This window comes from Ralstonia sp. 110700041-2 (assembly GCF_056280165.1).
The window spans coordinates 85,872-112,454 of the sequence record NZ_JBSFAI010000007.1; the positions used below are offsets into that span (position 1 = coordinate 85,872).

General features: G+C 65.4%; 18 protein-coding genes and 2 pseudogenes. 5 read left to right on the forward strand and 15 right to left on the reverse strand.

Annotated features, from left to right (window positions below; translation table 11 throughout):
- Positions 1-7: 7 nt before the first annotated feature.
- From ACUXH0_RS12125 to ACUXH0_RS12140, 4 genes are all read right to left on the reverse strand, one after another.
- A complete protein-coding gene (locus tag ACUXH0_RS12125) occupies positions 8-655 on the reverse strand; it encodes a LysE family translocator (protein ID WP_182594081.1) in 648 nt (215 codons plus the stop codon).
- Positions 656-1,296: 641 nt separating this feature from the next.
- Entirely contained in the window at positions 1,297-2,277 is a 981-nt protein-coding gene (locus ACUXH0_RS12130) for a DMT family transporter (protein WP_182594080.1), read from the reverse strand.
- 106 nt (positions 2,278-2,383) lie between these two features.
- Positions 2,384-3,106: an AraC family transcriptional regulator gene (locus ACUXH0_RS12135; RefSeq protein WP_182594079.1), complete on the reverse strand. Its 723-nt coding sequence runs from the start codon at positions 3,104-3,106 to the stop codon at positions 2,384-2,386.
- 226 nt (positions 3,107-3,332) lie between these two features.
- Entirely contained in the window at positions 3,333-6,548 is a 3,216-nt protein-coding gene (locus tag ACUXH0_RS12140) for an AfsR/SARP family transcriptional regulator (RefSeq protein ID WP_182594078.1), read from the reverse strand.
- A gap of 364 nt (positions 6,549-6,912) precedes the next feature.
- Between ACUXH0_RS12140 and ACUXH0_RS12145 the strand changes: the two genes are divergently transcribed.
- Complete coding sequence (locus ACUXH0_RS12145; protein ID WP_182594077.1) at positions 6,913-8,553, forward strand: hypothetical protein; 1,641 nt, start codon at positions 6,913-6,915, stop codon at positions 8,551-8,553.
- A 243-nt stretch (positions 8,554-8,796) separates the two neighbouring features.
- Here the strand turns inward: ACUXH0_RS12145 and ACUXH0_RS12150 are convergent, their stop codons facing one another.
- The 3 genes from ACUXH0_RS12150 to ACUXH0_RS12160 form a co-directional block, all read right to left on the reverse strand.
- Positions 8,797-9,153, reverse strand: coding sequence for a DUF427 domain-containing protein (locus tag ACUXH0_RS12150; RefSeq protein ID WP_009239282.1), 357 nt, complete (start codon positions 9,151-9,153; stop codon positions 8,797-8,799).
- A gap of 84 nt (positions 9,154-9,237) precedes the next feature.
- Positions 9,238-10,440 carry an ammonium transporter gene (locus ACUXH0_RS12155; RefSeq protein ID WP_182594076.1) on the reverse strand — a complete coding sequence of 401 codons (1,203 nt, stop codon included), beginning with the start codon at positions 10,438-10,440 and terminating at the stop codon, positions 9,238-9,240.
- A gap of 259 nt (positions 10,441-10,699) precedes the next feature.
- Complete coding sequence (locus tag ACUXH0_RS12160; RefSeq protein WP_182594075.1) at positions 10,700-11,725, reverse strand: hypothetical protein; 1,026 nt, start codon at positions 11,723-11,725, stop codon at positions 10,700-10,702.
- A gap of 346 nt (positions 11,726-12,071) precedes the next feature.
- Here ACUXH0_RS12160 and icmF point away from each other — a divergent pair, with 346 nt between their 5' ends.
- The 3 genes from icmF (at position 12,072) to ACUXH0_RS12175 (ending at position 17,513) form a co-directional block, all read left to right on the forward strand.
- Positions 12,072-15,359 carry a fused isobutyryl-CoA mutase/GTPase IcmF gene (gene icmF, locus ACUXH0_RS12165; protein WP_182594074.1) on the forward strand — a complete coding sequence of 1,096 codons (3,288 nt, stop codon included), beginning with the start codon at positions 12,072-12,074 and terminating at the stop codon, positions 15,357-15,359.
- A gap of 285 nt (positions 15,360-15,644) precedes the next feature.
- Entirely contained in the window at positions 15,645-16,499 is an 855-nt protein-coding gene (locus ACUXH0_RS12170) for a 3-hydroxybutyryl-CoA dehydrogenase (RefSeq protein WP_009239280.1), read from the forward strand.
- A gap of 156 nt (positions 16,500-16,655) precedes the next feature.
- Positions 16,656-17,513: a PhzF family phenazine biosynthesis protein gene (locus ACUXH0_RS12175; RefSeq protein ID WP_137910928.1), complete on the forward strand. Its 858-nt coding sequence runs from the start codon at positions 16,656-16,658 to the stop codon at positions 17,511-17,513.
- Positions 17,514-17,530: 17 nt separating this feature from the next.
- On the opposite strand, the pseudogene ACUXH0_RS12180 reads toward ACUXH0_RS12175, so the two are convergent.
- From ACUXH0_RS12180 to ACUXH0_RS12200, 5 genes and pseudogenes are all read right to left on the reverse strand, one after another.
- Positions 17,531-18,079 (reverse strand): annotated as a pseudogene (locus ACUXH0_RS12180) (GNAT family N-acetyltransferase).
- A pseudogene (locus ACUXH0_RS12185) lies at positions 18,079-18,207 on the reverse strand (cupin domain-containing protein); the annotation flags it as partial. The pseudogenes ACUXH0_RS12180 and ACUXH0_RS12185, both read right to left, overlap by 1 nt.
- Positions 18,208-18,361: 154 nt before the next feature.
- Complete coding sequence (locus tag ACUXH0_RS12190; protein WP_182594073.1) at positions 18,362-19,837, reverse strand: DUF1254 domain-containing protein; 1,476 nt, start codon at positions 19,835-19,837, stop codon at positions 18,362-18,364.
- Between the two features lie 209 nt (positions 19,838-20,046).
- Entirely contained in the window at positions 20,047-21,030 is a 984-nt protein-coding gene (locus tag ACUXH0_RS12195; RefSeq protein WP_182594072.1) for an NAD(P)H-dependent flavin oxidoreductase, read from the reverse strand.
- Between the two features lie 101 nt (positions 21,031-21,131).
- On the reverse strand, positions 21,132-21,680 hold the full coding sequence (locus ACUXH0_RS12200) for a type 1 glutamine amidotransferase domain-containing protein (protein ID WP_182594071.1): 549 nt from the start codon (positions 21,678-21,680) through the stop codon (positions 21,132-21,134).
- 137 nt (positions 21,681-21,817) lie between these two features.
- On the opposite strand from ACUXH0_RS12200, the gene ACUXH0_RS12205 reads away from it, so the two are divergent.
- Positions 21,818-22,744 (forward strand): alpha/beta fold hydrolase, encoded by a 927-nt coding sequence (locus ACUXH0_RS12205; RefSeq protein ID WP_004633638.1) that lies wholly within the window; start codon positions 21,818-21,820, stop codon positions 22,742-22,744.
- Positions 22,745-22,763: 19 nt separating this feature from the next.
- On the opposite strand, the gene ACUXH0_RS12210 is transcribed toward ACUXH0_RS12205, so the two are convergent.
- Genes ACUXH0_RS12210 through ACUXH0_RS12220 form a run of 3 tightly spaced genes read right to left on the reverse strand, consistent with a single transcriptional unit; the run spans position 22,764 to position 26,487 of the window.
- Positions 22,764-23,447 (reverse strand): Fe2+-dependent dioxygenase, encoded by a 684-nt coding sequence (locus tag ACUXH0_RS12210; protein WP_182594070.1) that lies wholly within the window; start codon positions 23,445-23,447, stop codon positions 22,764-22,766.
- Complete coding sequence (locus ACUXH0_RS12215) at positions 23,438-24,208, reverse strand: tetratricopeptide repeat protein (protein WP_182594069.1); 771 nt, start codon at positions 24,206-24,208, stop codon at positions 23,438-23,440. Before ACUXH0_RS12215 ends, ACUXH0_RS12210 begins: the two co-directional genes overlap by 10 nt.
- Positions 24,208-26,487: a TonB-dependent receptor gene (locus ACUXH0_RS12220; RefSeq protein WP_182594068.1), complete on the reverse strand. Its 2,280-nt coding sequence runs from the start codon at positions 26,485-26,487 to the stop codon at positions 24,208-24,210. Before ACUXH0_RS12220 ends, ACUXH0_RS12215 begins: the two co-directional genes overlap by 1 nt.
- Between the last annotated feature and the right edge of the window lie 96 nt (positions 26,488-26,583).

Consider the following 26,583-nt stretch of genomic DNA (forward strand, 5'->3'; position numbering starts at 1 on the left):
AGGGCGATCAGGCCGAATGCATGCCGAGCGTGAGCGTGCCTGCGCCCACCATCACCGCGCCGCCCGTGTAGCCGAAGCGGCGTTGCGCGGCCACGCTGGTCAGGCGCTTGGCGAGCAGCTTGGCGGCCAGCGCGTACATCGACGCATTGGCGGCGGCCAGGATGACGAAGGTCGGCAGCAGGATCAAGCTCTGCGAGAGGAAGGTCTGCTCGGCCGACATGAATTGCGGCACGAAGGCGACGAAGAAGACGATGCTCTTGGGGTTCAGCGCGGTGACCGTCCAGGCGGAGAGGAAGCGGCGGCCAGCGGACTTCTGCTGCACGGGGAGGGTGGCCTCGGGCGCATCCGCCTGTACGTCATCCTGCAGGCGGCGTGCGCTGAGGATGGACTTGATGCCCAGATAGACGAGGTACGAACCGCCGATCAGCTTGAGCGCCGTGAAGGCCGCGGCCGATGCGGCGAGCAGCGCGCCCGCACCGGCAAGGGACACGGCCATGGCGGTCGTGTCGCCAGCGGCCACGCCGGCAACGGTGCTCCACGCCGAGCGGCCACGGTTGGCCAGCGAATCACCAATCACCAACAGGATGGTCGGGCCGGGGATGAGCAGGATGATGATGCTGGCGCCGATGAAGGCCAGCCAGGTTTGGAGGGTCATGGGGTGGCTCGCTGTGTTGTTGGGGGGTGGGGAGACAGTTATCCATGAAAAAAATGGGGCGTCAAATGGAGGGGGTGTTTTTTGTCTTTGGTTTTTGGGTTGGTGGTCCACCTCCCTTTCGTTCCCTGCCGGGACCGACTTACTTTTCTTTGTCTTGCCAAAGAAAAGTAAGCAAAAGAAAGGCGCGCCCGAGATGGCGACTTCCCCTTGAATTTGTGTGACCGGGCGGAGAGGGAGGCAAACTCGCTGCGCTCAGACAGGCCTCCCTCTTTTTTCCGCCCGCTCACAAAAATTCAAGGCGCCATCAAGGGCCTAACGTCAAAAGAAAAAGGCCAACCCGTCGCGAGGTTGGCCTTGTCGTTTGGGCGTGCGTTTAGTTGGTGTGGCTTTTGTCCTTTGACTTTCCTGCCCTAGATGGCGCCTTCAATTTTCGTAAGCGGGCGGAAAAAAGGCGGGGAACTGTCTGAGCGCAGCGAGTTTTCCCCGCCTCCGCCCGGTTACGGAAATTGAAGGAATCTTTCGCCATCTCGGGCGCGCCTTTCTTTGCTTACTTTCTTTGGCAAGACAAAGAAAGTGAGTCAGCCCCGGCAGGGGATGAAACAAGGGATGCACCACCAAGGCAAAAAACAACCAAAAAACCCCTACCCATGCCTCCGCGCCGCCAACCCCACCCCACTCACCAACAAAACCGCAGCCGCCACTTCAAGCCCATGCGGCCATCGAGCCTCATAGATAAACCCATACAAAAGCGCAAACACCGTCTCAAACACAATCAACTGTCCCGACAGCGTCAACGGCAACTTGCGGCTGGCCGCATTCCACAGGCTGTTCCCCAGCACGGACGCCCCCAGCGCCACGCCCATATTCACCAGCCAGAACATCGCCCACGCCGATGCGGGCTGTGCAGAAGCCGTTGCCATGCCGGGCAAGAAGAACGCCGGCACGGCCAGTGCCAATGACAACACCCCGGTCGCAACGCCCGTCAACAGCGACCACTCCCGGCTCGTGAACTGCGGCCGCGCGCGCAGGTACCGCGCATTGCACACCGCATACACCGTCCAGCACGCCAGCGCACCTGCTGCCATCAACAGCCCGAAGAGATAGGTTCTGCCGCCCGCACTCGAATGCACGTCTGGCGCATCCAGATAAATGCACACCACGCCCGCGACGGCCATCAGCAAGGGCAGGGCCAGTTGGCGCAGGGGCAGGCTGCCGCGTTCGGCCGCGCCGGCCAGCGTGACCGTCACCGGCAACAGCCCGACGATGAGCGACACCGGCGCCACGCCTGCGCGCTGCACACCACCGGCCACGCACAGGTAGTAAAGGATGTTGCCCGGCAGCGATAGCAACAGCAGCGCCGCCCATTCGCGCCCGGTCGTCTTGCGCCACAGCGTGCGCCACACCGGCAGCGCCAGCGCGAGCGAGAGCACGCCGTACAGCACATATCGCGCGGCCGACAGCGCCAGCGGCGAGAACTGCGGCAGCATTTTCGGCGCGACGAAGATGACGCCCCACAGCGCCCCGGCCGCGACGCCGTAGCCGATGCCCGTGAGGTGGTCGCGCCGCGCGTCGTGCTGACCGTGATGAAGCTGCGTTGCAGTGGAGGTGTCGCCAACAGCCATGGAGCGCCTGTCCGAAAAGATCAATCGAACCGGCACTCTGCGCGTGCGCGTGTCGCGCGTCTTGGCGAAGACGGCTGCGCTTTGGCAAAAACGGAAATGGCCCGGGTTAGCGGCGCACCGCTGCGGGCGTGACGCCGTGTGCGGCCTTGAGGTGGCGCGTGAGGGCGCTCTGGTCGTAGTAGCCGGTGCGTGCGGCAATCTCGGCGATGGGCAAGGCGGTGGTTTCCAGCAGCGTCAATGCATGCCGCAGCCGTACCTGGGCCAGATGCGCATGCAGCGTGGTGCCATAGGTGGCACGGAACAGCGTGGCGAGGCGACGCGCACTGACGCCCGCCTCGGCGGCAAGCGCATCGACGGTGAGCGGCTCGGCGTAGCGGTGCTCGATGGCGTGCCATGCGCGCTCGGCACGCGCGTCGGGGCGTGCGCGGATCTGCGCGGCTTGGTTGACCGGATGCGCCGCGAGCGTCGCCAGCGCGAGAGACGACCACGCATTGGCCAGTACGGCATCGACGATGGGCGCGTCCTGCAGCCAGGTCATCAGTGCGCGCAGGCCCGGCGTAAGTGGAAAGAACACGCGATCGGCCAGGCCGCCCAGGCTGGGGGCGTCCACGGTCTGGCCGGGAATGTCGAACACGATGAAACGGTTGGCGCCCGTGGCTTCAAACGCATGCGTGGCGCCAGCCGGGATGAGCGCGGCGTGGTGCGTGTCGACGCGGCCGCCGCGGCCGTCCACGTCCATCTCGAGGATGCCGCGTGCGGGCATCACGACTTGCATGAAGTCGTGCGAGTGTGGGGGCGCGGCGAGGCCGTAGGTACGGAAGTCCAGCATGATCAATTTGACAACCCGGTGGATATAACCTTCATGTCACATTTTCCCCGGGGATTTTTCGTGCGTGTAGCGTACTCCTGTATTGAGATCTCGATGCCGACCATCTCAGAGGAGAGGCCTCTGGCGCTAACGGAAGAGATCGGCCGGACACGCCGCTGCCTACAACCTGACGTCGGGCAACCCGCTGAACGCGCGAAACCCACGGCATATCGGTTTTCGGGTAGACCTATCGTATCCAGTCCAGCATCGCCACTAAAGATGGAGATGGCGCGGCGCCATAAACCACCTTGAGTGTGTGCTGCCATTCGGCGAAGAACGCGCTGGCTTCAGCAGACCGGCCTTCTGCCCGCAGGCATTCCAGCAGGTGACGGCAGATGCCTTCTGCTGTCGGGTGCAGGCGAAGCGCGCGCTGATACACAGTCGTTGCCGACGTTGGTGCATTGAGGGCTTCCAGCTTTTCCCCCACGGTGAGCACGGTGCGCACCAGTTCGGCACGCAGGCGTTCCCGCTGCGGAAGCAGCCATGGTTGCTCGGCCTCGTCGGCGAGGAAGTCCCCGGTGTAGGCGGCCAGCATGTCCAACGCGGCTGTCAGTAGCGTGTCGGAATCGGCGTCAGGTGTTTTTGCCAGATCGAGTGCGATTTGGCGGTGCGCCTGGAACGTCCAGAGATCGAGCCCGCACAAGTGCATGTTGAGCCCAACCTTGCCGTTGCTGACCACGATGGCATCGGCATTGCCGAGCAGTTTGCGCAGCCGGTGAATGGCCACGTCGAACGCACCTTTGGCGCTGTCGCCATCCGCGTCGGGCCACAACGCGGCTGAGAGATGGTCGATGGCGACTTCCCGTCCCCCATACGCGACGATCGCCTTGAGCGTGTCCAGCGTGCGCCGGTTGCCCTTGCCGCTCTGCGCTAGCGGCTCACCTGAGCAACTCACGCTGAAAGCCCCGAGCACGCGCAGTTCAATCTCCCACGGCCAGTGCTTCACGCGCGCAGTTGGCGCCTGTAGACGGCGTTTGCGGACCAGTGCGGTCACGTAGTTCGTCTCAATGCCGGTTGCCAACGCATGGGCCGCCAGGCGGGCGACCATCGGGTCATGCCAGCCAGGGAAATTCGTGATGCCGAAGCGTCGGCCCAGCGCCAGCGCCTCCGGCAGCCATGGGCTGGTTGGTGCGCCACGATCCAACGCCATCACCGCGCGCACCATCAACGTGTGGCAGAGCGCCACCTTGCTATCGACGTCGCGCGACAGCGCCTCTGCTTCTTCGGCGAACGTGTCGGCCTGTTCTGCCTGGCCGAGCAAGTGCGCGATATATGCGCTGGTGGCAAGGGTGAACGCCACGCCGAAGCGGAAGTTGAGTGACCGAAAGCCATTGCGCCCGAACTCAACCATGAGTTCCGCCTCGCGCAAGCGGTCTTGCTGCAAGGCCAGCCACCCGCGCTCGAAATGGTGCATGGCCTGATCGAGTGGCCGGCCCATGTGAATGTCTTGCGCCAGCTTGGCCCGGAACGATTCCGCCACCATCACATTGCCGGCGGAGATAGCCGCCGCCAGCCCATGATTCAGTAGCGCGTGCTTCCACAGGTAGATGTCGCTGGCGTGCATCAAGGCTTCCGTTTGCTCTACCACGGCGATGCATGCATCGTTCTCGGCAAAGAACCAGTAGCCCATCGCCTCGGTGGTGAGGATCGTGGTGCGCAGCAGGTCGCTGGTCTGCGGCGATGCCACGGCCGCCCGCATGAGCTGGAGCACTACGCGCGCACGCTCAAGATCGCCCGTCCACAGGTGATAGACCGTCAGCATGAAGCCGAGCGAGGCTTGCGTCTGCACGTCCACCGTGCCGATGAAGACGAGGGCGCGGTCGGTCCAATGTCGGCTGTCCGCATGGCCCATGGCGTGAAACGCCAACGCCGCGAGCACGCTGGCCAGCACGCGCGCTTCGATTTGCGCATCGGGAAACGCCGGGTAACGCGCGCGCAGCGTGTCCAGCATTTCCAGCCAATGTGTGAGCGGCCGGTAATCGCGGGATTCGAAATAGATGCAATCGACGATGCTAGACCAGGCGAGGTAACAGCCAGCGGCATTGTCATGCGCCTGGAACAGCGTCAACGCCGGCTCGAAGTAGAGGCGTGCATTGCCCGGGTCCAGCGCCATGCGGCTGGTGCCGGCCCAGAACAGCAGCCAGGGGTCGGCATTGAGCACGGCGGTGGGGAGTTGCCCAAGCAAGTCGCTCAACGTGCGATAGCGGCCTTGCTGGAGAACCATTGGTGCATGGCGCAGCGCCAGTGCCGCCAGTTGCGGCATCAGCCCGGCATCGGCCAGCAATTCGCCGGCGCCGGCAAGCTCGCCGCGCGCTTCCAGCAAGGCAGCGGCGTTGGCTGTCAGCTGCTGCCGCTCGTCAGCGGAAAATGCATCGGGTAACCGTGACAGCAAGAATTCGCGAAACAGCGCGTGGTACTGGTACGACGCCCCCGCCCCGCTGCCGAACTGGTCGATGAAGTACTGCTGGCAATGCGCGGAGGTAACGAAGTGATCGACATCCGTGCTGCCGGTGAGTTGGCGAGCCTCGGCCAGATCGAAGTTCGGCAGGATCGCCGTGCACAGCAGGAAGCGGCGCAGCTCGGGCGACGCGGCGCCGATCATCTCCTGCGCGAAATACGGGAACAGCACTTCACGCGAGTCCAGTCGGTCGACGTCATAGCTGCCCACGCGGCCAATCTGGTCCAGCAGCAACACCACGGCGGCTACCCAGCCGCCGCTGCGCGCATGCAGCCGGCCGGCAAGCTCGCGCTCTGCATCGGGGCGCTGTTCCAGCGTTGCCAGCGCGGCGGGGTGGCCGGCCAGGATGGCGCCGGTTTCTTCCTCGGTCAGCCGCAGGTGTTGCCAGTCCACCAGCGCGAGTTGCTGATTGGCTTGCAGCCGCGCCAACTCAGGCGGCGGCGCGGATCGGCTCAACACCAGAATCCGCACGTGCTCGGATGCCTCGGCCAACGCGGCTTGCAGGATTCCCTTGAAGCTGGGCTCGGCCTCCGCTGCGTGCACGTTCTCAAGCACCAGCAGGGTGGCTTCTGGTAGCCCCGAGAACACGGCCCGGAAGTAACGCCGCGCAAACGCTGCCAGGTCAAACAGATGGTCGGGGCTGAACAGCGGCGGCTGGGTGGCACTGTCTGCACCAAGATGCGCAGCGCAGGCTTGCCCGAAGGTCCGGAAAAAGCTGGCCGGGTCCATGTCGCCGGCGTCCACCTCGTACCAGATGGCGGGCAGCCCGCTCGCTTCCAGATAGCTGATCGCCAGTTTGGTCTTGCCCGAACCGGCAGGGCTGGCCACCCACACGATGGGGCTGGCTGCAAAGCCGCGCCCGATGCGGTTCAGCACACGCGGGCGCGGCACGATGCCGCCCGACTGCGGGCGGTTGATCTTGGAGAGCGTGGGAGCGGAGTTCAAGCGGGGGTCGAGTGCCAGCAGGAGGTTCGCGGAATGTGCGGCAAGGGTGCAGCGGGATTATCCCGTGCGCCGCGCTGCTCGCATGCCTCGGGATTTCCAGAATGTCATGCACTTCGGCTCGGGTGATTTCCCCTCGGAAGGAGGGGGTGTTTCGGCACATCGAGCCCCATCGCCGCCCAGATCGGTAAGTCATCGGTAAGTGGCTGCGTGGCGTAATGCCTGAGCGCGGTCCATAGGAGCCACACGGCGTCTTCATTCATTTGAATGATGCGCGGCGCCATGTGCTTCTAGAGGATCCGATCCAATCCGGTCCGAAACCGAGCGATTCCGTACCACACCACAAAAGAGCCCGAGGGAGGGAACCATGAAGCTCACACCGATCGCAATCAGCGCTGCAGTGCTTGTTTTGACCGCTTGCGGCGGAGGCGGAGATGCTCCGCCTCAGCTAACCACGCAGCAATCGCAGACGATCAGCGGCGTGGCGGCCACTGGCGCGGCCTTGCCCGGTGCAACGGTCAACGTGACCTGCTCGGCGGGTTCGGGTACGGCCACCACGAGAGCGGACGGCAGCTATTCGGCACCCATCACGGGCGCCAGCCTGCCTTGCGTGGTGACGGTCACCAGCAGCGACGGCAAGACGGTGCTGCACTCGCTGGTTGCCGGTTCAGGATCGATCGGCAGCACCGCCACGGCCAACATCACGCCGCTGACGGAACTGCTGCTGGCACAACTGGCCGGACAGGACCCTGCAAAGTATGTGGCCGGATTCAGTTCGACGACGATCGTGAATGCCAGCGACGTCACCGCCGCGCAAGCTGCCCTGATCAAGGTGTTGCAGAGCGCCGGCTTTGACGCGTCGGGCATCGGTGACTTCCTGGGCGGCACGCTCAGCGCAGGCAGCGGCCAGGGTTATGACGGGGTGCTCGACACGCTGCAATCGAAGCTGGCCGGCGCGGGCGTCACCCTGACCGACCTGAGCACCGCGGTTGCCAGCACCAGCGGCAGCTCCAGCGGGTCTGCAGGCTCGACGGTTGGCACCGTGCTGGCGCCGGCCAATTCGGCCTGTCCGGCGCTCAAGAGCGGCGATCATCGGCTGATCAAATTCTCGGATGGTTCGGCACAGGTGGTGACCATCGACGCGGCCAAGCTGACCGTCGCGGTGGGCGGCTCGAGCTACCAACTGACCCAAGGTGCGACGGCCTGCGATTACACGTTGAACGATACCGGTTCGACGCGCGTGCTGGTGGCCAAGTCGGGAATGGCGGTCTGGACCAACGGCAGCGGTGGCACGGGCGTGCTTTCGCTGTCGCTTCCCAAGCAGATCGTCGATCCGACCGCTATCAACGGAAACTACATCTATGCGCTCCTGAGCGGGGCAAGCCAAGGCACGTTTGGCACGAATAACTATGCGAAGGGCGTCGTGACGGTTGCCACGAATTGCGCGGTCAACGCGCCTTGCGCGCCTGATCTGAATTCACCGTATGGGCACATGGTTGCCACGTCGGATGGTGGGGTCGACTGGGTTGATGATGGCGCCTCCGCAGGTACCGTCAACGCCCACGCCTATGGGTTCCGGAACGCGCAGGGGAATACGGTTTTCGTGGTTGCGCTGACCGGGGGCGGCGTAGGCATCTTCGCCCCGCAGACGACGCTGTCCATGCCAGCAGTCGGCACGACCAACGCCTTCTGGCAAAGCAACGTCAAGTCGACCGGTCTGAGCGCGGTGACGGAAGACAGCAACACCATCACGGCGGTGAATGGCTCGACGGTGACACGCACCTTTGCCGATACCCATACGGACCAGATCATCTACAACGATCCATTCGCCGGCCTGCGCCATCGGCCCGGTACCAAGGTCTGCACGAACACGAGCGGTGTTGCGGTTACGTGCAACGAGACGTGGCAACTGCCGTTGAGCGGCCTGACGCTGGCATTGAGCGGGTCGCCGTCCGTCACGCCATCCACGTACCAGGTGAACTTTTCGGTCAACAAGCCCGGCAACTAAATCGAGAAAGGCGCCGTCATCAAAAGCGGCAACGGCCAGGGCGCCAACCGAGCGCCCGGCACTGCCGCCTTCGGGGAAGTTGGCACCGGCTCATCGCGAGCCGGTGCCAGCGCAAAAAATACCCGGCCACAGATCGTCTGCGCCGGGTCTCGGAACTTTCACGGAAAGAGGATCCGTGAGAAGAGGAACAGGCGCATCGTGCGCCGCCCGCATGACAGCGGCATGTCAGCCGCGCCTGCGTCCTCATTCCTCCTGGATCGTCACCTTGTTCGGATAGAACGCCAGATAGCCGGCCACCTCGCGCGCCACGGGCTTGGGCTGTTCGTACGTCCAGACGGCGTTGTCGGCGCGCACATCGCCGGCCACGATCGTGTAGTACGACGCATCGCCCTTGTACGGGCAATGGGTGTGATGCTGCGTGCGCTCCAGCAGGTTCATCTGCACATCGTCGCGCGGGATGTACTGCACCGGCGGGTACGACGCCTCGCGCAGCGTGCGCGCCAGATGCGTGCTGGCGATGGTGAAACCGTTGAGGGTCACGGTCACGCGGCGCGGGTTCGACTCGACGGTGATGGGGTGGTTCGGATCGATTTCTGGCATGCGGCACTCCTGCAGTTGGGCGAGAGAAGACGCTTTCACTGTAGCAAGCGCCGCGCGCGCCTTCCTCTGGCTGCAGGCTTCCGCTTACCAGTGCGTTTCCGATTCCGGCGTGGACGAGACGCGGTGGATCGCCAGGTCGGCGCCCATGAATTCGGCCTCGCGGTCCAACCGCAGCCCCACGAGCTTGCGCAGCGTGCCGTACACCACCGTGCCGCCAATCAGCGCAATGACAATGCCGCCGGCCGTGCCCGCCACCTGCGCCCAGAACGACACACCGCCCAGGCCGCCCAGCGCCTTCAGGCCGAAGATGCCGGCCGCGATGCCACCCCACGCGCCGCACAGACCATGCAGCGGCCACACGCCGAGCACGTCGTCGATGCGCCAGACGTTCTGCACGCGGGTGAACATCCAGACAAACAGCACGCCCGCGATGCCGCCGACGGCAAGCGCCCCCAGCGGGTGCATCACGTCGGAGCCGGCGCACACGGCCACCAGGCCGGCCAGCGGGCCGTTGTACGAGAAGCCCGGGTCGTTCTTGCCCATCCACCACGCGGTGAGCGTGCCGCCCACCATGGCCATCAGCGAGTTGATGGCGACCAGGCCGCTCATCTTGTCGAGCGTCTGCGCGCTCATCACGTTGAAGCCGAACCAGCCCACCGCCAGCACCCAGGCGCCAGCCGCCAGGAACGGGATGTTCGACGGCGGATGCGCGGCGATGCGGCCGTCGTCTTTGTAGCGGCCGTGGCGGGCGCCAAGCAGCAGCACCGCCGGCAGCGCGATCCAGCCGCCCACGGCATGGACAACCACCGAGCCGGCAAAGTCATGGAACTCCGCCCCCGTCACGCTCTGCAGCCAGTGCTGGATGCCGAAGCGCTCGTTCCAGGCGATGCCTTCAAAGAACGGGTAGACGAAACCCACCAGCACGAAGGTTGCCGCCAGTTGTGGCTCGAAGCGCGAGCGCTCGGCAATGCCGCCGGAGATGATGGCCGGGATAGCGGCCGCGAAGGTCAGCAGGAAGAAGAACTTCACCAGCTCGTAGCCGTTCTGCTGGGCGAGCACGTCGGCGCCGGTAAAGAAGTTGACGCCGTACGCGACTGAATAGCCGATGAAGAAGTACGCGATGGTCGACACGGCAAAGTCGACCAGGATCTTGACCAGTGCGTTGACCTGGTTCTTCTTGCGGACGGTGCCCAGCTCAAGGAACGCGAAGCCGGCATGCATGGCCAGCACCATGATCGCGCCCAGCAGGATGAAGAGCGCGTCGCCCCCGGTTTTGATGGAGTTCATTGCGGTTGTCGTGCGGGTTAAAGGTCAGCGCCATCCGGGTGCGGTGCGTGCCCGGAAATGGCGCAAAAGGCACCGACAGATGCAAAAGTTGTTCCAGCGGTGTGCAAAAAGGTGACATGGCGCACCATGGTCGTGCGCGGGAGGTCGTTGCCCGGCAGCGCGACGGCCGTGGCCCGAAATCGGTGCGTTCTTGCTTTGAATTGGTGCATCTGGCGCTGCACGTGCGCTTTGATGGTGCGTTGCGCCGTTCTGACAGGCGCTACGGCTTGGCGCCGGACACGCTGAACGACGCGGCCACGGCGTCCCACAATGGTTCGTACCGCAAGCGCACGGCGCTGGCCTGCTCGGGCGATGTGGCGAGAGACTGCATGTGCAGCATCAGCAGCGCGCCGTCGGTCGGCACCATGAAGACGCGGCCGACCAGCGTGTTGCCGGGGGCGCGCGGGATATTCGGCCCGGGCGATTCGCCGATGTAGCTGGCCCACACGCCGATGCGCCCGCCGAACGATTGCGTACCCCAGCCGAGCAGTCGGCAGGGGGCCGCCACGGCTTGCTTCAGGGCATCGCGCATCCAGCGCGGCTCGCGGCTGTCGGGCACGGTTTCGGGGTCGCCTTCGGTGGGGCGCACGATGAGCTCAATGCGCGACAGCCCAGAGCCGCCCTGATTGGCCCACGCGCCGATCGCCACCCGTGCCGGGTCGGGCTTGCGCGGCGCCGTGGGCGGCACGCGTTCCCACGAGAACGGCAGCCGCAGGGCGAGGCTCGCGCCGCGCGCATTCGGCCAGTCAGACAGGGTCACGGCCTGGGTAAAGCGGCTGCCCAGCTCATCGGCGGGGCGGTCGTCGTAGACCACCGCCAGCAGGGTCTGCAGCGTGGCGCGGTCCTGGCTGCCCTGCGCACGCGCAACCACGCGTTCGGCCAGCGAGTGGGCGGTCTCGGCCGTCTGGGTGGCAACGCCCACGCTGGGCTGGTGGAGGTCCAGCGCGCGCTCGATCAGCAGTTGGCGCTCGTCGTCGGATAGCGGAATGCCGGCGATCAGGCGGCGGGTGCGGGCCAGCGCCTGCGGGAAGGTGTTGTCGAACTGGGTACGGGCGCGGATCAGCTCTTCACGCTGGCCGGGAAAGCGCTGGATGGCGCGGTCGAGCGCCTGCGACTGCACGGTCAGGAAGCCAAGCACGCTGATCAGCCCCGGAATGGCGCCAGGCGTGTAGTCCCACGCCAGGGCGTGACCGGACCACGCCAGCAAGGCGGTCAGACACCAGCGCATCGTTGCGCGGCTTGGCATTGGAAGTTCCCCCTGTGGTCGGACCCGTTTCCGACCGGAATCCGACTCTAACGATTTGTATCGATTGTGTGCAAGATGGGTGTTGCACCGAGATCGGACCGTTCCGGCCCCTAACCATTTGCGCAAACCATGCCGGGCGGCGGCGCGCCAGTTGGAAGGGAATCGCGCTTCGGCCACCATGAAGCCGCAGGTAAGGAAGAACGGGAAGGCCGGCGCCCCGTAAGGCCGGTTGACGAGTGCGTCAACCCCGAAAATACTGTCTGTTCGACCCTCCGACCGGCACGCCGCGCCTTGTGCGCCGTACAACATATTCAACGCCGGCGCCCCACTTATAGAAGGTGGAGACATGACCGATCTTTCCGCTGCCCGCGCGGCCGATCCCACGCCTGCAAGCGAACCCGCGCCAGTGCGCAACAAGGTGCGTTTCGTGACGGCTGCATCGTTGTTCGATGGGCATGACGCGTCGATCAACATCATGCGGCGCATCCTGCAGTCGATGGGCTGCGAGGTGATCCACCTCGGACACAACCGCTCGGTGGACGAGGTGGTGAACGCGGCATTGCAGGAAGACGTGCAGGGCATTGCCGTGTCCAGCTACCAGGGTGGCCACGTCGAATACTTCAAGTACATGATCGACGCGCTGCGCGCACGCGGCGGCGAGCACATCCAGGTGTTCGGCGGCGGTGGCGGGGTGATCGTGCCGGCGGAGATCCGCGAACTGCAGGACTACGGCGTTGCGCGCATCTACAGCCCAGAAGACGGCCAGCGCATGGGCCTGGCCGGCATGATTGCCGACATGGTGCAGCGCTGCGATATCGATCTCTCCATCCATGCGCCCGCTACCCTTGACCCGGTAGCCAATGGCGACCGCCGTGCGCTGGCGCAATTGATCACCGCACTCGAGTCAGGCCGCATCGATCCGCCATTGCGTGAAGCCGTACATGCGGCTGCGGCAGCCACGCCGACGCCGGTGCTCGGCATCACGGGCACGGGCGGCGCGGGCAAGTCGTCGCTGACCGATGAGTTGATCCGCCGCTTCCGGCTCGACCAGCAGGACACGCTGCGCATCGCCGTCATCTCGATCGATCCGTCGCGGCGCAAGTCGGGCGGCGCGCTGTTGGGCGATCGCATTCGCATGAACGCGATCAACCATCCGAACATCTTCGTGCGTTCGCTGGCCACGCGCGAGGCCAGCCGTGAAATCTCCGACGCGCTGCCCGACGTGATCGCAGCATGCCGCGCCGGCGGGTTCGATCTCATCATCGTCGAGACTTCCGGCATCGGGCAGGGCGACGCGGCGATCGTGCCGCATGTCGATCTGTCGCTGTATGTGATGACGCCCGAGTTTGGCGCCGCCAGCCAGCTGGAGAAGATCGACATGCTCGACTTTGCCGATCTGGTGGCGATCAACAAGTTCGACCGCAAGGGCGCGCAGGACGCCTGGCGCGACGTCGCCAAGCAGGTGCAGCGCAACCGCGAGCAATGGCACGCCCGCCCCGAAGACATGCCGGTGTTCGGCACGCAGGCCTCGCACTTCAACGACGACGGCGTGACGGCGCTGTATCACGCGCTGGCCGATCGACTGAACGAGCGGGGCATGGCGCTGGCTGAACGCACGCTGCCGCGCCCGGCCGGCAAATGCTCCACCAGCCACGACGCCATCGTGCCTCCCGCGCGCGTTCGCTATTTGGCGGAGCTGGCCGATACCGTGCGCGGCTACCACCGCTGCGTCGACGCGCAAAGCCGCCTCGCGCGCGAGCGCCAGCAGTTGCGTGCCAGCCACCGCATGCTGGAGCAGGCCGGCGCCACGGTGCAGACGCTGTCCGCGCTCGACAAGCAGGCGGCCGAGCGCGACGCACAGCTCGGCGCCGCCGAACGCAAGCTGCTCGCCATGTGGCCCGACCTGCGCCGTGCGTATTCCGGTGACGAATACGTCGTGAAGATCCGCGACAAGGAAATCCGCACGCAGCTCACGCACACCACGCTCTCGGGCACCACCATCCGCAAGGTCGTCCTGCCGCCCTATGAGGATGATGGCGAGGTGCTGCGCTGGCTGATGCGCGAGAACGTGCCGGGCAGCTTTCCGTACACCGCCGGCGTGTTCGCCTTCAAGCGCGAGAACGAAGACCCGACGCGCATGTTCGCGGGCGAGGGCGATGCCTTCCGCACCAACCGGCGCTTCAAGCTCGTCTCCGAAGGGATGGACGCCAAGCGGCTGTCCACCGCATTCGACTCCGTCACGCTCTACGGCGAAGACCCGGCGCTGCGCCCGGACATCTACGGCAAGGTCGGCAATTCGGGCGTCTCCATCGCCACGCTCGACGACATGGAAGTGCTGTACGACGGCTTTGATCTGACCAGCCCTGCCACGTCGGTTTCCATGACGATCAACGGACCGGCGCCGACGATCCTGGCGATGTTCATGAACACCGCCATCGACCAGAATCTCGCCCGGTTCCGTGCGGACAACCAGCGCGAACCGACGCAGGACGAAGAGGCAAAGATCCGCGCGTGGGTGCTGCAGAACGTGCGCGGCACGGTGCAGGCCGACATCCTCAAGGAAGACCAGGGGCAGAACACCTGCATCTTCTCGACGGAGTTTTCGCTCAAGGTGATGGGCGATATCCAGGAATATTTCGTGCACCACCAGGTGCGCAATTTCTACTCGGTGTCGATCTCGGGCTATCACATTGCCGAGGCGGGCGCCAACCCGATCTCGCAACTCGCATTCACGCTCGCCAACGGTTTCACGTATGTGGAGGCGTACCTCGCGCGCGGCATGCACATCGATGACTTTGCGCCGAACCTGTCGTTCTTCTTCTCCAACGGTATGGACCCGGAATACAGCGTGCTCGGCCGTGTCGCGCGCCGCATCTGGGCAGTGATGCTACGCGACAAGTACGGCGCGAATGAGCGCAGCCAGAAGCTGAAGTACCACGTGCAGACCTCGGGCCGATCCCTGCACGCGCAGGAAATCGCCTTCAACGATATCCGCACGACGCTGCAGGCGCTGATCGCCATCTACGACAACTGCAACAGCCTGCACACGAATGCCTACGACGAGGCCATCACCACCCCGACGGCCGAATCCGTGCGGCGCGCCCTGGCCATCCAGCTCATCATAAATCGCGAGTGGGGCCTGGCCAAGTGTGAGAACCCGAACCAGGGCAGCTTCATCATCGACGAGCTGACGGACCTCGTGGAAGAAGCCGTGCTGCAGGAGTTCGAACGCATTGCCGAACGCGGCGGTGTGCTGGGGGCGATGGAAACCGGCTACCAGCGCGGCAGGATCCAGGAGGAGTCGATGCTGTATGAGCAGCGCAAGCACGATGGCTTGCTGCCGATCATCGGTGTGAATACGTTCCGCAACCCAGACGCCGATAGCGTGGTGCCGCCGCACATTGAACTGGCGCGTTCCAGCGAGGAAGAAAAGCAGAGCCAACTCGCGCGGCTGCAGGATTTTCATGCTCGGCATGCCGGGGAAGCCCCGGCCATGCTGCAGCGCCTGCAGCGCGCGGTGATTGACGATCAGAACGTGTTTGCGGTGCTGATGGACGCGGTGCGGGTTTGCTCGCTGGGGCAGATCACGCATGCGTTGTTTGAGGTGGGGGGGCAGTATCGGCGGAATATGTAGGGGTTCTTGGTTTTTTGTTTGTGGTGCATCCCTTGTTTCATCCCCTGCCGAGGCTGACTCACTTTCTTTGGCAAGACAAAGAAAAGTGAGTCGTGCCCGGCAGGGTACGAAACAGGGATGAACCACACCCGCCCGGCGGGGTGGCGCGACGCTGGTCATCATACGGCGATCCGGTGGAATGTGACGCGAGCGTCAGCCAGGCTTTTCTGCCCGTCGCTGCGTCGTTTATCCTCTGCAATCTGTTTCATCCCATCTTTCATTCCAACACCAAGCGAGGAGCAGTTCATGGCAATTCAAGTCGTCGGCATCGTCGGTGCCGGAACAATGGGCAACGGCATTGCGCAAGCGTGCGCCGTGGTCGGGCTGGATGTGGTGATGGTGGACATCAGCGATGCCGCCGTGCAGAAGGGCATTGCTACCGTGGCCGGCAGCCTGGACCGCCTCATCAAGAAGGAAAAACTGACCGAAGCCGACAAGGCCGCAGCGCTCGCCCGCATTCAGGGCTCAACTTCGTACGACGACCTCAAGCGCGCCGACCTCGTCATCGAGGCCGCCACCGAGAACTTCGACCTGAAGGTGAAGATCCTCAAGCAGCTCGAAGCTGCTGCTGCGCCGCACGCCATCGTGGCGTCGAACACGTCGTCCATTTCGATCACCAAGCTGGCCGCCGTGCTGCAAGACGCGAGCCGCTTCATCGGCATGCACTTCTTCAACCCGGTGCCGATGATGGCGCTGGTGGAAGTCATCCGTGGCCTGCAGACGAGCGATGCCACGCATGCGGCTGTCGAAGCGCTGGCCAAGCAGCTCGGCAAGACGCCGATCACGGTCAAGAACAGCCCGGGCTTTGTCGTCAACCGCATCCTGTGCCCGATGATCAACGAGGCGTTCTGCGTGCTGGGTGAAGGCTTGGCCTCGCCCGAGGAAATCGACGAGGGCATGAAGCTCGGCTGCAATCACCCGATCGGGCCGCTGGCGCTGGCCGACATGATCGGCCTGGACACCATGCTGGCCGTGATGGAAGTGCTGTACACCGAATTCGGCGACCCGAAATACCGCCCCGCCATGCTGATGCGCGAAATGGTGGCCGCCGGCTACCTGGGCCGCAAGACCGGCCGCGGCGTGTACGACTATCGCAAGTAAGCCGCGACGCTTCACGGCGTTTGCGCTGTCCGCCAACTGTCAGGCTGGATTCGCGCAAACTGTCTGCAAGTGTGCATGGAGACGGTGTGGCGGTGCGTTGATGATGACGCATCGCCACACCGTTTTTTTTTCTTCCCCAACACTTCGGACGCCACCATGTCGCGCTACGCCTTCCGCCTGCTCAACGTCTTTGCCGAATCCACTTTTGGCGGCAACCAGCTCGCCGTGTTTGAAGACGGGCGCGGTCTGGACGACGCCACCATGCAGGCCATCGGACGCCAGTTCAACCTCTCCGAAATCACCTTCATCTTTCCCGATGAGGCCGACGGCGCCACGGCGCGTTTCCGCATCTTCACGCCCGATTACGAGATGCCGTTTGCCGGCCACCCGTCGCTGGGGACCGCGCAGGTGGTGCGCGAGCTGTATGGCCCCGGCAATGAACTGACGCTGCGTTGCCAGTCGGGCATCGTGTCGCTGACGGCGCAGGACGAGGGGTGGTCGCTGGTGCCGCCGCGCTCCGGCGCGTTGAACACGCGCGAAGCCGATCCGGCCGTTGCAAAGATGCTGGGGTTGGATGCGGATGCGCTGGCGGGCCCGCCGCTGTGGGTCGACGCAGGCATCGAGCAGCTGATGGTGCCGGTCAAGACACGCGCCGATGTGGAGCGTGCCCGGCCCGACCCGTCGGCCTTCGATGTGTGGCCGCGCAGCCGCAACGACGGGCGCAACGCCTACGTGTTCACCATGCCTGCGCCCGGCAGCAATGATCCGGTGGTCTCGCGCTTCTTCTTCGAATACGGCACTGGCTTGTGGGAAGACCCGGGCACCGGTTCAGCGTGTGCCAACCTCGGCGGCTGGCTGCGCGCGACGGGCCATGCGTTGCCGGCAACCTACCGCATCGAGCAGGGCGCAGCAGTCGGGCGCCCCTGCCACCTCACGCTGCGCGTGGATGCTGACGGCACGATCCACGTCGGTGGCCGCGTGATCGAAATCGGCCGCGGCACGTTGACGATTTGATCGATCGATTTGATCGATCAGGCGGCGCTGTCTGGCGCGCAGAGCTGCTTGCAGAAGAACGTCGTCCCGCAGAATGCGCCGTCGGGCATCAGCGCGTAGTTGGGCACCACGCCCACGCGCTGCCAGCCGGCGCGTGCGTACAGCCGCTCGGCATCACCGCCCGTCACGGTGTCGAGCACGAGCACCGTCTTGCCCTCGGCGCGCGCCTCGTCTTCGATGGCGGCCATCAACCGCTGCGCCACACCCTGACGGCGCGCGCGGCGGTGCACCAGCATCTTGGCGACGTCGGCGCGGTGCGGCTGGTTTTCCGGCTGCGCGAGCACCAGTTGCACGGTCCCGTGGATGGCGCCCGCCTCGTCTTCGGCAATCAGCAGGGCACGCTCGCCCCTTGCCACGCCTTCGGCCACATTCCGCCAGAATGCCCGCGCCTTGTCTTGCGACAACGGCGCCATGAAGCTGACGGACGCGCCACCCTCCACGCAATCGATGAGCACATCGGCCAATGCATCGACGCACGCGCTTGCTTAGTTGGCGCCCACGCGGCGGATGGTCAGGGTATCGATCATCAGGGCCTCCAGTGGGCGGCGGATACGGTGGTCAGTGCGACGAGGTAACGGGCCGGCCGCCGCGTGGGGTTGTGATAGACGATCGGGCAGTCCAGCCGAATGGTCAGGCAATCGCCTGCATTGAGGCGCCTGGGTCTTGCCTTGCCCAGATGGCAGAGACCATCGCGTTGACGAGGCTGGAGAACGCCCCGGTCGCATTCCGCGGCCTGCTCGAAGGACGAACCTTCGGCAAGCGCGTGGTGCGCGTGGCCGAGGCTTGATCGCGCAATTGGGGGCGACGGACTATGGGGTCGCGGCGTCGCGGCGCTGTACGGCGGGCGGCAGCCACGAAGCGTCGAGCGCCGCTTCCTTCGGCCACGTCAGTTGCAGGCGCAGGAGGAACGGGCCGGTGGGCGGCGGCAGCCAGTTGTTGCGCATGCCTTTGGGCGGCGCACGCTGGATCAGGATGTCGAGCGAGCCGTCGCGGTTCAGGCGCGGGTGGTCGGCCTCGCTCAGCATGTTGTGCAGGCCCGGGCGCTCCGCTGTGCTGCGCGGTTGCCCGCCAGGAGATAAAGCGGCGATGGCCCAGCCGGCGTTCTCGGGCGGGAGCTGGTTGCGCTCGAAGTGCAATACGTAGCGGTGCGTGCTGTCCAGCGCAATGCCGTTGGTGTCGGTCTTGGCGGTGGCAATGAGCATGTCCTGCGGCAGGTCGGTGCCGCCGCCGTTCCACGCGACGATGGCGCGCTGCGCGTAGTCCAGCCCATAGGCACCGACCATGCGCGGGATGAACCAGCCGTTTTGCGTGATGGGCGGCTGCTTCACGGCCAGCGAGAGGGTTTCCCGCGCGGCCGCCACGCCGCCATCCATCACCTTCAGATTGGCGGCGGTCACGGCCTTGGCGTCGAACGGCGCACCGGGCACGATGCCCAGATCACGCAGCGATTGCAGCATTGTCGAGTCGGCCGCGTGCGGTGGATTGTCTTTCAGCAGTTCGGCAAAGCGCGTGAAGTAACTGTTCGCATCCAGTGCGGTGACGCGGCGGCGCGCCGCGTCCATGCTGACGTCGAGGTCTGTGGCCTTGTCCGTGTTCACCTTGGTTTCGGCTTCGGCGTCGCGCAGGGAAGTTTTGCCGAAGGCGTCCAGCGGGGTGATGCGGTAGCGGTCCTGTACGCGGCGTGCGGCGGTCAGGTCGCGCGGGCCAGCCACCTGCGTCCGTGCTACCACCCAGACGAGGCTGGTCGGCGCGGCAATCTGTTTGACGCCCGTGGGCAGCGTGCCCTCCCAACCCGGCGGCGTGATGGCGTAGTGCGCGGCACGCGCCCCGGTGGTGCGGTTGCCGAGCGATTCGAACACGTCGTTCCACCCGTCGTGCAGCGCCACCCAGAGGTGTCGGCGCCCGGCGTCGGGCAGGCTCAGGACGACCGGGCCGTTACGCAAATCGACGAAGGCGCTGCTGGCGAGCACGTCCACGCGGGCGCGCACACCGGTGGGCAGGGCTTCGTCTTCCAGCGTGCGCTGATGCATGAACGTGCCGGCGGGCGCCAGCGCAGACGTGGTTTGCAGCAGCGCGTCGGTCATCATCAACGGAAACGCGTAGACATAGGCCGAGCGAACGAGCGCTTCGTTCGGCTTCGGAAGGCGTTGTTCGATGGGGGCCGTGGCCGCGGCGTTCTGGGTGGAGCAGCCGGCCAGGCCCAGGGTAAGCGCCGAGGCCACCACGCTCAGCGCCACGGCCGCCCGCTTGGTAAGCAGGCGCACCGGCGCAGGGCAGTGCGTCATCTTGTTCTCCTTTGTCGTCGGTGCGCGCAACAGGAAAGCAGACGCCTGTCGGACATCCCCCCAAGGATGCTTGCGCATACGGTTGCGCGGTGGCCGATCCGTGGCTCCACGCATGTCGTGTCTTGAATCTTTGGAATGTAGAAGCGCCGCCAGCGCAAGTCAATTGAAGTGCAGCGGGGCACGCACGCATGGCTCGGTGCAGGCCGCTTCTAGAGGCGCAGGTGCAGCGCAAGACGCAACTTTGCCGCGTCGTACTCGGCCTTCATGCGCGCCACGATTTCGGCGGCGGGCGGCAGATCGGCAATCTGACCCACGCCCTGGCCGGCACCCCAGATGTCTTTCCACGCCTTGGCGCGCGAGTTGCCGTCGCCAAAGTTCATTTTCGATTTATCCGCCTCGGGCAGGGCGGCCGGGTCCAGGCCGGCCAATTCGATGCTTTCGCGGATGTAGTTGCCGTGCACACCAGTGAAGAGGTTGGTGTAGACGATGTCCGACGCGGCCGCGCGCAGGATGGCTTGCTTGTAGCTTTCGGCGGCGTGGGCCTCCTGGCTGGCGATGAAGCGTGTGCCAATGTAGGCGAAGTCGGCGCCCATGGCCTGCGCGGCCAGGATGGCGTCGCCCGTGGCAATGGCGCCCGACAGCGCGATCGGCCCGTCGAAGATGCGCCGCACTTCGCCCACCAGCGCAAAGGGCGAGAGCGTACCGGCATGCCCACCGGCACCCGCAGCCACCAGGATCAGCCCGTCGACGCCGGCTTCCAGCGCCTTTTCCGCATGGCGCAGATTGATCACGTCGTGCAGCACGATGCCGCCGTAGCTGTGCACGGCATCGAGGATCTCCTTGACCGGCGCACGCAGCGACGTGATGAAGATCGGCACCTTGTGCTTGACGCACGTGGCCACGTCCTGCTCCAGCCGCGCGTTTGAGTGGTGCACGATTTGATTGACGGCGATCGGTCCCACCACAGCGTCCGGATGCGCGGCGCGGTATGCAGCGAGGTCCTCGTTCATCTGCGTGAGCCACGCGTCCAGCACCTCGGCTGGGCGCGCGTTGAGCGCTGGAAACGCCCCGACGATGCCGGCCTTGCATTGCGCCAACACCAGTTCCGGATAACTGACGATGAACATCGGCGAACCGATCACGGGCAGCGTCAGGTGCTGCAGCATGGGCGGCAGGTGCTTGGCGGCGGGCATGGCGTCTCCTGGTTTGGCAAACCGGCACAACAGGGGCAGAGCATGTTGATCGATTATAGGAACGATCCCGCACCCCGCCGTGCGCGGTCACCCCACCGGGCTCAGACGTGGGCGTGCTGCGCCAGCAGTTCGATGAAGGTGCGGTTGAAGGCGGGCAGGTCATCGGGTTTGCGGCTGCTGACCCAGTTGCGGTCAGTCACCACTTCACGGTCCACCCACATGCCGCCGGCATTGCGGATGTCGTCCTGCAGCGTCGGCCAGCTCGTCAGCGTGCGGCCACGCACCAGGCCGGCAGACACCATCAGCCACGGCCCGTGGCAAATCACGGCGATGGGCTTTTGCGCGCGCTCGAACGCTTTCACGAATGCCTGCGCGGCCGGCACGACGCGCAGTGCGTCGGCGTTGAAAACCCCGCCGGGCAGCACCAGTCCATCGAAGTCGTCTGCCTTGGCTTGATCAAGCGTCAGGTCCACTTTGAACGTATCGCCTTTGTCGGCGTGGTGCAGGCCCGTCACGCTGGGGCCCTTCGGCGCAATGATGCTGACGGTGGCACCGGCGCCTTCCAACGCCTGCTTGGGGCTGGCCAGCTCGGCCTGCTCGAACAGGTCGTCGACGAGAATGGCGATGCGCATGTCATGCAATGGGGTCATGGCGAACTCCGTGTCAGGGGAAACCAAAAGAAGGGAACGGCAGCGGACGGTTCCGCAACGCACGTGCCCGCTCTGCGCTAGCATGCGGAGCATTCGCCACGCATCACTTCAATCACGACCGATCACCGGAGACCCGCATGACCACGCCGCTTTCCATCGATGCCGCCACCGCTGCCGCAGATGCCGCGCTGTTTCCCGGCTTTCGTCCGTTCCGCCAGATGGCCAACGGGGTGGAGATCGCGGGGGTGATCGGCGGCAGCGGACCGCCGCTGCTGCTGCTGCATGGCCATCCGCAAAGCCATGTGATCTGGCACAAGGTCGCGCGTGAGCTGGCGCACGATTACACGGTCGTCGCGACCGATCTGCGCGGCTATGGCGCCTCGTCCAAACCGGCCGGCAGCGCCCGGCACGCGGAATACAGCAAGCGCACCATGGCGCAGGACCAGGTGGAGGTGATGCGCGCGCTCGGCTTCGGCCGCTTCCGTCTGTGCGCGCATGATCGCGGGGCGCGTGTGGCGCATCGGCTGTGTGTCGATCATCCCCTCCACGTCGAGCGCGCCATGCTGCTCGACATCGCCCCCACGCTGGCAATGTACGAGCACACCGACATGGCGTTTGCGTCCGCCTACTGGCATTGGTTCTTCCTGATCCAGCCGTCGCCGTTTCCCGAGACGCTCATCAACGCCACGCCCGATTTCTACATCGGCAAGCTGATGGGCCTGCGCCATGCGGGCCTCGAACCGTTCGCCCCGGAGGCCATGGCGACCTACGCCGCCGCCATGCGCGAACCCGCCTGCGTGCACGCCATGTGCGAGGACTACCGCGCCGCCGCCACCATCGACCTCGAACACGATCGCGCCGACCGCGACGCCGGCAAGCGTGTGAGCGTGCCGCTTCGTGTGCTCTGGGGCGAGCACGGCGTGATCCAGCGCTGCTTCAAGCCGTTGGAGTTGTGGAAAGCGGTGGCGGACGACGTGAGCGGCGGCACGGTGCCATGCGGGCATTACGTGCCGGAGGAGGCGCCGGAAGCGCTGCTCAAGGAAATGCGGGCGTACTTTGCCTGAGGAGGCCTGAGGTGGCCGCCTACGCTTCAGCCCATTCGCGCAGCAGGTTGTGATACGTCCCCGTCAGCGCAATGACGGACGGGTCGTCCTGCCCCAGCAGCCCCATCAGCCGCTGCAGTTCCGTGTCCATCTGGAACAGCAGCGTGCGATGCGCGTCGCTGCGCACCATGCTTTGCAGCCAGAAGAACGAGCAAACGCGCGCACCGCGCGTCACCGGCGTCACGCGGTGCAGGCTGCTGCTCGGGTAGAGCACCATGTCGCCCGCGGCAAGTTTGGCGCGGTGTTCGCCGAAGGTGTCGTCGATCACGAGTTCGCCGCCGTCGTAGTCTTCGGGCTCGGTCAGGAACAGCGTGCAGGAGAGGTCGCTGCGGATGCGGAAAGCGGTGCCGCGCAGATGGCGCACGGCGTTGTCGACGTGGTTGCCGAAGGTCTGGCCGCCCGCATACCGGTTGAACAGCGGCGGAAACACCTTGAGCGGCAACGCGGCGGAGAAGAACAGCGTATTGGCGGAAAGCGCATCCTGGATCAAGGTGCCGACCTCGCGCGCAGCCGGCGAGCCCTCGGGCAGCTGCATGTTGCGTTTGACCTGGCCCGACTGCGCACCGGCTGTGACCTTGCCGTCCACCCACTCGGCAGCATCGATGGTGGCGCGGCACTGCGCGACCTGTTCCTTGGTCAGGACGTTGGAAATCTTCAGCAACATGGTGACGGGGTGTTCAGCACGCAGGCCAACGCACGCAGGCGCGCATCGGGATGGGCGGCGAGAAAGTCGTGCGCCTTCGCGAGGAAGGCCGGTGTGGCGGTGCGCGGCACGGCGTGCATCCAGGCGAGCGCGTCGTCTGCGCGGTTGGCGAGTGCAAGCAGGCGTGCAGCGTTGAACTGCCCGCGGAAGTCGCCGCCCTCTGCAGCAAGCAGATAGCAGCGCAGGGCCATTGCGGTGTCGGCCTCGACCTCCCAGCCGTCTTCATAGAATCCACCCAGCACGTTGATCGACTTGGCGTGCCCTTGTGCGGCCGCCGCTTGGAACAGTGCAAACGCGCGGGCGCGGTCCGCCGGGATGCCGCGCCCGAGTTGCAGGCGTGTTGCGTAGTTGTGCTTGCCCCAGTCGAGGCCAGCATCGGCGGCGCGGGCGTACCAGTGCGTGGCGGTCTTGTCGCAGGTGGGCGCGCCCCAGCCGTGCTCATAGCAGCGGCCCAGCATGTTGGCGGCCATCGCGTGGCCCGACAGCGCGGCCGTCTTGAACCAGAACAACGCTTCGGCCGGGTTGCGTTCAACACCGCGGCCATCGAGCAGCCATTGGCCGAAGATGGCCTGCGCTTCCGTGTGCCCGCGCCGGGCGGCTGCCGCCAGCCAGCGCGCGGCGCGGTCAGCGGGGCCGGTGAGCACGGCGTGGATGGCATCGACCACCGCAGGATCGGCTGCGGTGGCTCCGGCGGCTGCGGCGGTTGCAGCGTCGGCCGGCATCAGTAGCGAATGCCCAGCGTCAGGATGGCCGTGCGGCCCGGTGCCAGCGATGCGTAATGCGATGCATACGCCTGATTGAAATACACCTTGTCGAACACGTTCTGCACATTCAGCTGCAACGTGGTGTGCTTGTCGATGCGGTAGGCGGCCATGGCGTCAAAGCGCCAGTAGGCCGGCACCCACTTCGGGTTGGCGGGGTTGGCGCTGCCCCACACCTTCGAGACGTAATACGCGCCGCCGCCGAGCGTGAGCTTCGGCATCGGCTGATAGGTCGTCCACAGGCTGAAGCTGTTCTTTGGCGTGTTGGGGAAGGCCGTTCCGTTGGTGCCGCCAAAGGCTGCGCCTGCGCCGCCGTTGTTGCGCAGTTCGCTCTTCAGATACGTGTAGCCCCCGAACACCTGCCAGCGGTTGGTCAGCGCGCCTGACCAACCCAGCTCGAAGCCGTCGACGCGCTTGTTGCCAGCCATGGCAGCGGTGCCGTCCTGCTGCACGATGCGGGCGTTGGTCGTCTCGATCCGGAAGATCGCAGCCGTCAGTGCCAGCTTGCTGTCGAGCACGTTCCACTTGGTGCCGAGTTCGTAGGCGCGGTTCTTTTCCGGAGAGAGCACGTCCCCGCGATTGCCCGAGCGGTCCGGCGTAAGCCCGCTGGTATCGGCGCCCTGGCCCGCCACCGAGCCCGACGGCGTGGAAGACGTGCCGTACGCCAAGTAGATGCTGCCGTTCTGCGCAGGCTTGAACACGAGGCCGAGCTGGTAGTTCAGCAGATTGTCGTCGCGCGAGAAAGTCGACCGCACGCCCTGCGCATTCGCCGACGTGGTGGCCGATGCCGAATAGCGGTCGAAGCGCAGGCCGCCGTTGACCTGCCAGCGCGGCGACAGCTCGATGGTGTCGAACACGTAGGCGGATTGCGTGCGCACCGTCGTCTCTGCTGGATTGTTGTTGAGCTTGATGCTGCCGGCCCACGGGTCGTTCGGGTTTGGGTTGAAGAGATCTGCGCAGTTGTAGTCGCCCGCCGCGCCGATGCCGTTGGGGCAGCGGTTGCTGCCGGTGGCCACGGCGTAGGTGTCGTTGCTGCTGCGCTCGCGCGAGAACTCCAGGCCGGCCGCATAGCTGTGCTTGAGGCCGCCGGTATTGAACTTGCCGGTCGCTTCTGTCTGGTTGGCGACGGTGTTGGCCACCGAATAGCGTGAATTGGCGCGGCGCCAGACCATGCCGTAATAGATGTTGCCCTGGCTGTCGTCGGGCTGCGTCCAGATCGTGTCCTGGCTCGTGCGGGCAATGCGCATGGTGTTGCGCAGCTTCAGCGCGCTCGACACATCGTGCTCCAGCGTGAAGGTGCCCATGTCGACGCGGTCGCGGCGGAAGTCGCGCGACAGGCCGTAGTAGACATTGCGGTCGACATTCACGGGCGCGCCGTCGCCGGGGCCGAACAGTTGCGGGCGGCCGTCGGTGCGGCGGTTGAACGTGCCGTTGTTGTATGGAATGCCCGTGTCTGGCGTGTCGTTCGATTGCAGGTGGTAGTACGACAGCGTGGCGCGCGTGGGCGTGCCGAGCCCAACGGCGATGGACGGCGCGATGCCCCAGCGGCTGAAGCTCGTCACGTCACGCCCGGCAACGGCGGCGTCGTGCGCCATCGCGTTCAGGCGGAACGCGGCGTGCTCGCCGATCTGGTAGTTGCCGTCGGCCGTGGCCCGCTTGTACGCCGCGTTGCCGACCGACAGCGTGCCCTCGGTGAAGTGCTCAAGCTTGGGCGTCTTGGTGACGATGTTGACCGCCCCGCCTGCCGCGCCGCGGCCTTCATACGCACCCGACGGGCCCTTGATGACTTCCACCGATTCCACGTTGAACATTTCGCGCGATTGCGCACCGATGTCGCGCAGCCCGTCGAGGAAGGTACTGGCCTGCGCGTCGTAGCCGCGGATGAACGGGCGATCACCGACGGGGTTGCCGCCTTCGCCGGCGCCAAATGCGATGCCCGGCACCGTGCGCAGCGCCTCGGTGAGTGTGACGGAGCCGGTGCCCTGCAATACCTCTGCGGGGACCACCGTGACGGACTTGGGCGTATCGAGCAGCGGCGCGGTGAATTTGCCGCCCGAGGCCGCATCCGCCTTGAACCCGTTGGTGCCGGTGACGGTTTGCTCGGGCAGGGTGGCGGACACGGCGTCTTTCTTCGTGTCGGCCAGTGCCGGCGCCGAAACCACGGCGAAGCTCATCGCGCCGGTCAGATAACCCACCACCGAATGTTCGGTGCGCTTGCGTTCGATCTGTGCTGCGGACATGACGTGGTGACACTCCCCTGAAAGTTTTTGCCACATGTTTTTTGTAAATGAGAATTGTTATCGTTCAAATGTGAGCGAGTCAACGCGTCGGCTGGC

Coding starts and splice junctions, on each gene's coding strand:
- ACUXH0_RS12125 (WP_182594081.1), bottom strand. CDS start 655: ATGACCCTCCAAACCTGGCTGGCCTTCATCGGCGCCAGCATCATCATC.
- ACUXH0_RS12130 (WP_182594080.1), bottom strand. CDS start 2,277: ATGGCTGTTGGCGACACCTCCACTGCAACGCAGCTTCATCACGGTCAG.
- ACUXH0_RS12135 (WP_182594079.1), bottom strand. CDS start 3,106: ATGCTGGACTTCCGTACCTACGGCCTCGCCGCGCCCCCACACTCGCAC.
- ACUXH0_RS12145 (WP_182594077.1), top strand. CDS start 6,913: ATGAAGCTCACACCGATCGCAATCAGCGCTGCAGTGCTTGTTTTGACC.
- ACUXH0_RS12150 (WP_009239282.1), bottom strand. CDS start 9,153: ATGCCAGAAATCGATCCGAACCACCCCATCACCGTCGAGTCGAACCCG.
- ACUXH0_RS12155 (WP_182594076.1), bottom strand. CDS start 10,440: ATGAACTCCATCAAAACCGGGGGCGACGCGCTCTTCATCCTGCTGGGC.
- ACUXH0_RS12160 (WP_182594075.1), bottom strand. CDS start 11,725: ATGCCAAGCCGCGCAACGATGCGCTGGTGTCTGACCGCCTTGCTGGCG.
- icmF (WP_182594074.1), top strand. CDS start 12,072: ATGACCGATCTTTCCGCTGCCCGCGCGGCCGATCCCACGCCTGCAAGC.
- ACUXH0_RS12170 (WP_009239280.1), top strand. CDS start 15,645: ATGGCAATTCAAGTCGTCGGCATCGTCGGTGCCGGAACAATGGGCAAC.
- ACUXH0_RS12175 (WP_137910928.1), top strand. CDS start 16,656: ATGTCGCGCTACGCCTTCCGCCTGCTCAACGTCTTTGCCGAATCCACT.
- ACUXH0_RS12190 (WP_182594073.1), bottom strand. CDS start 19,837: ATGACGCACTGCCCTGCGCCGGTGCGCCTGCTTACCAAGCGGGCGGCC.
- ACUXH0_RS12195 (WP_182594072.1), bottom strand. CDS start 21,030: ATGCCCGCCGCCAAGCACCTGCCGCCCATGCTGCAGCACCTGACGCTG.
- ACUXH0_RS12200 (WP_182594071.1), bottom strand. CDS start 21,680: ATGACCCCATTGCATGACATGCGCATCGCCATTCTCGTCGACGACCTG.
- ACUXH0_RS12205 (WP_004633638.1), top strand. CDS start 21,818: ATGACCACGCCGCTTTCCATCGATGCCGCCACCGCTGCCGCAGATGCC.
- ACUXH0_RS12210 (WP_182594070.1), bottom strand. CDS start 23,447: ATGTTGCTGAAGATTTCCAACGTCCTGACCAAGGAACAGGTCGCGCAG.
- ACUXH0_RS12215 (WP_182594069.1), bottom strand. CDS start 24,208: ATGCCGGCCGACGCTGCAACCGCCGCAGCCGCCGGAGCCACCGCAGCC.
- ACUXH0_RS12220 (WP_182594068.1), bottom strand. CDS start 26,487: ATGTCCGCAGCACAGATCGAACGCAAGCGCACCGAACATTCGGTGGTG.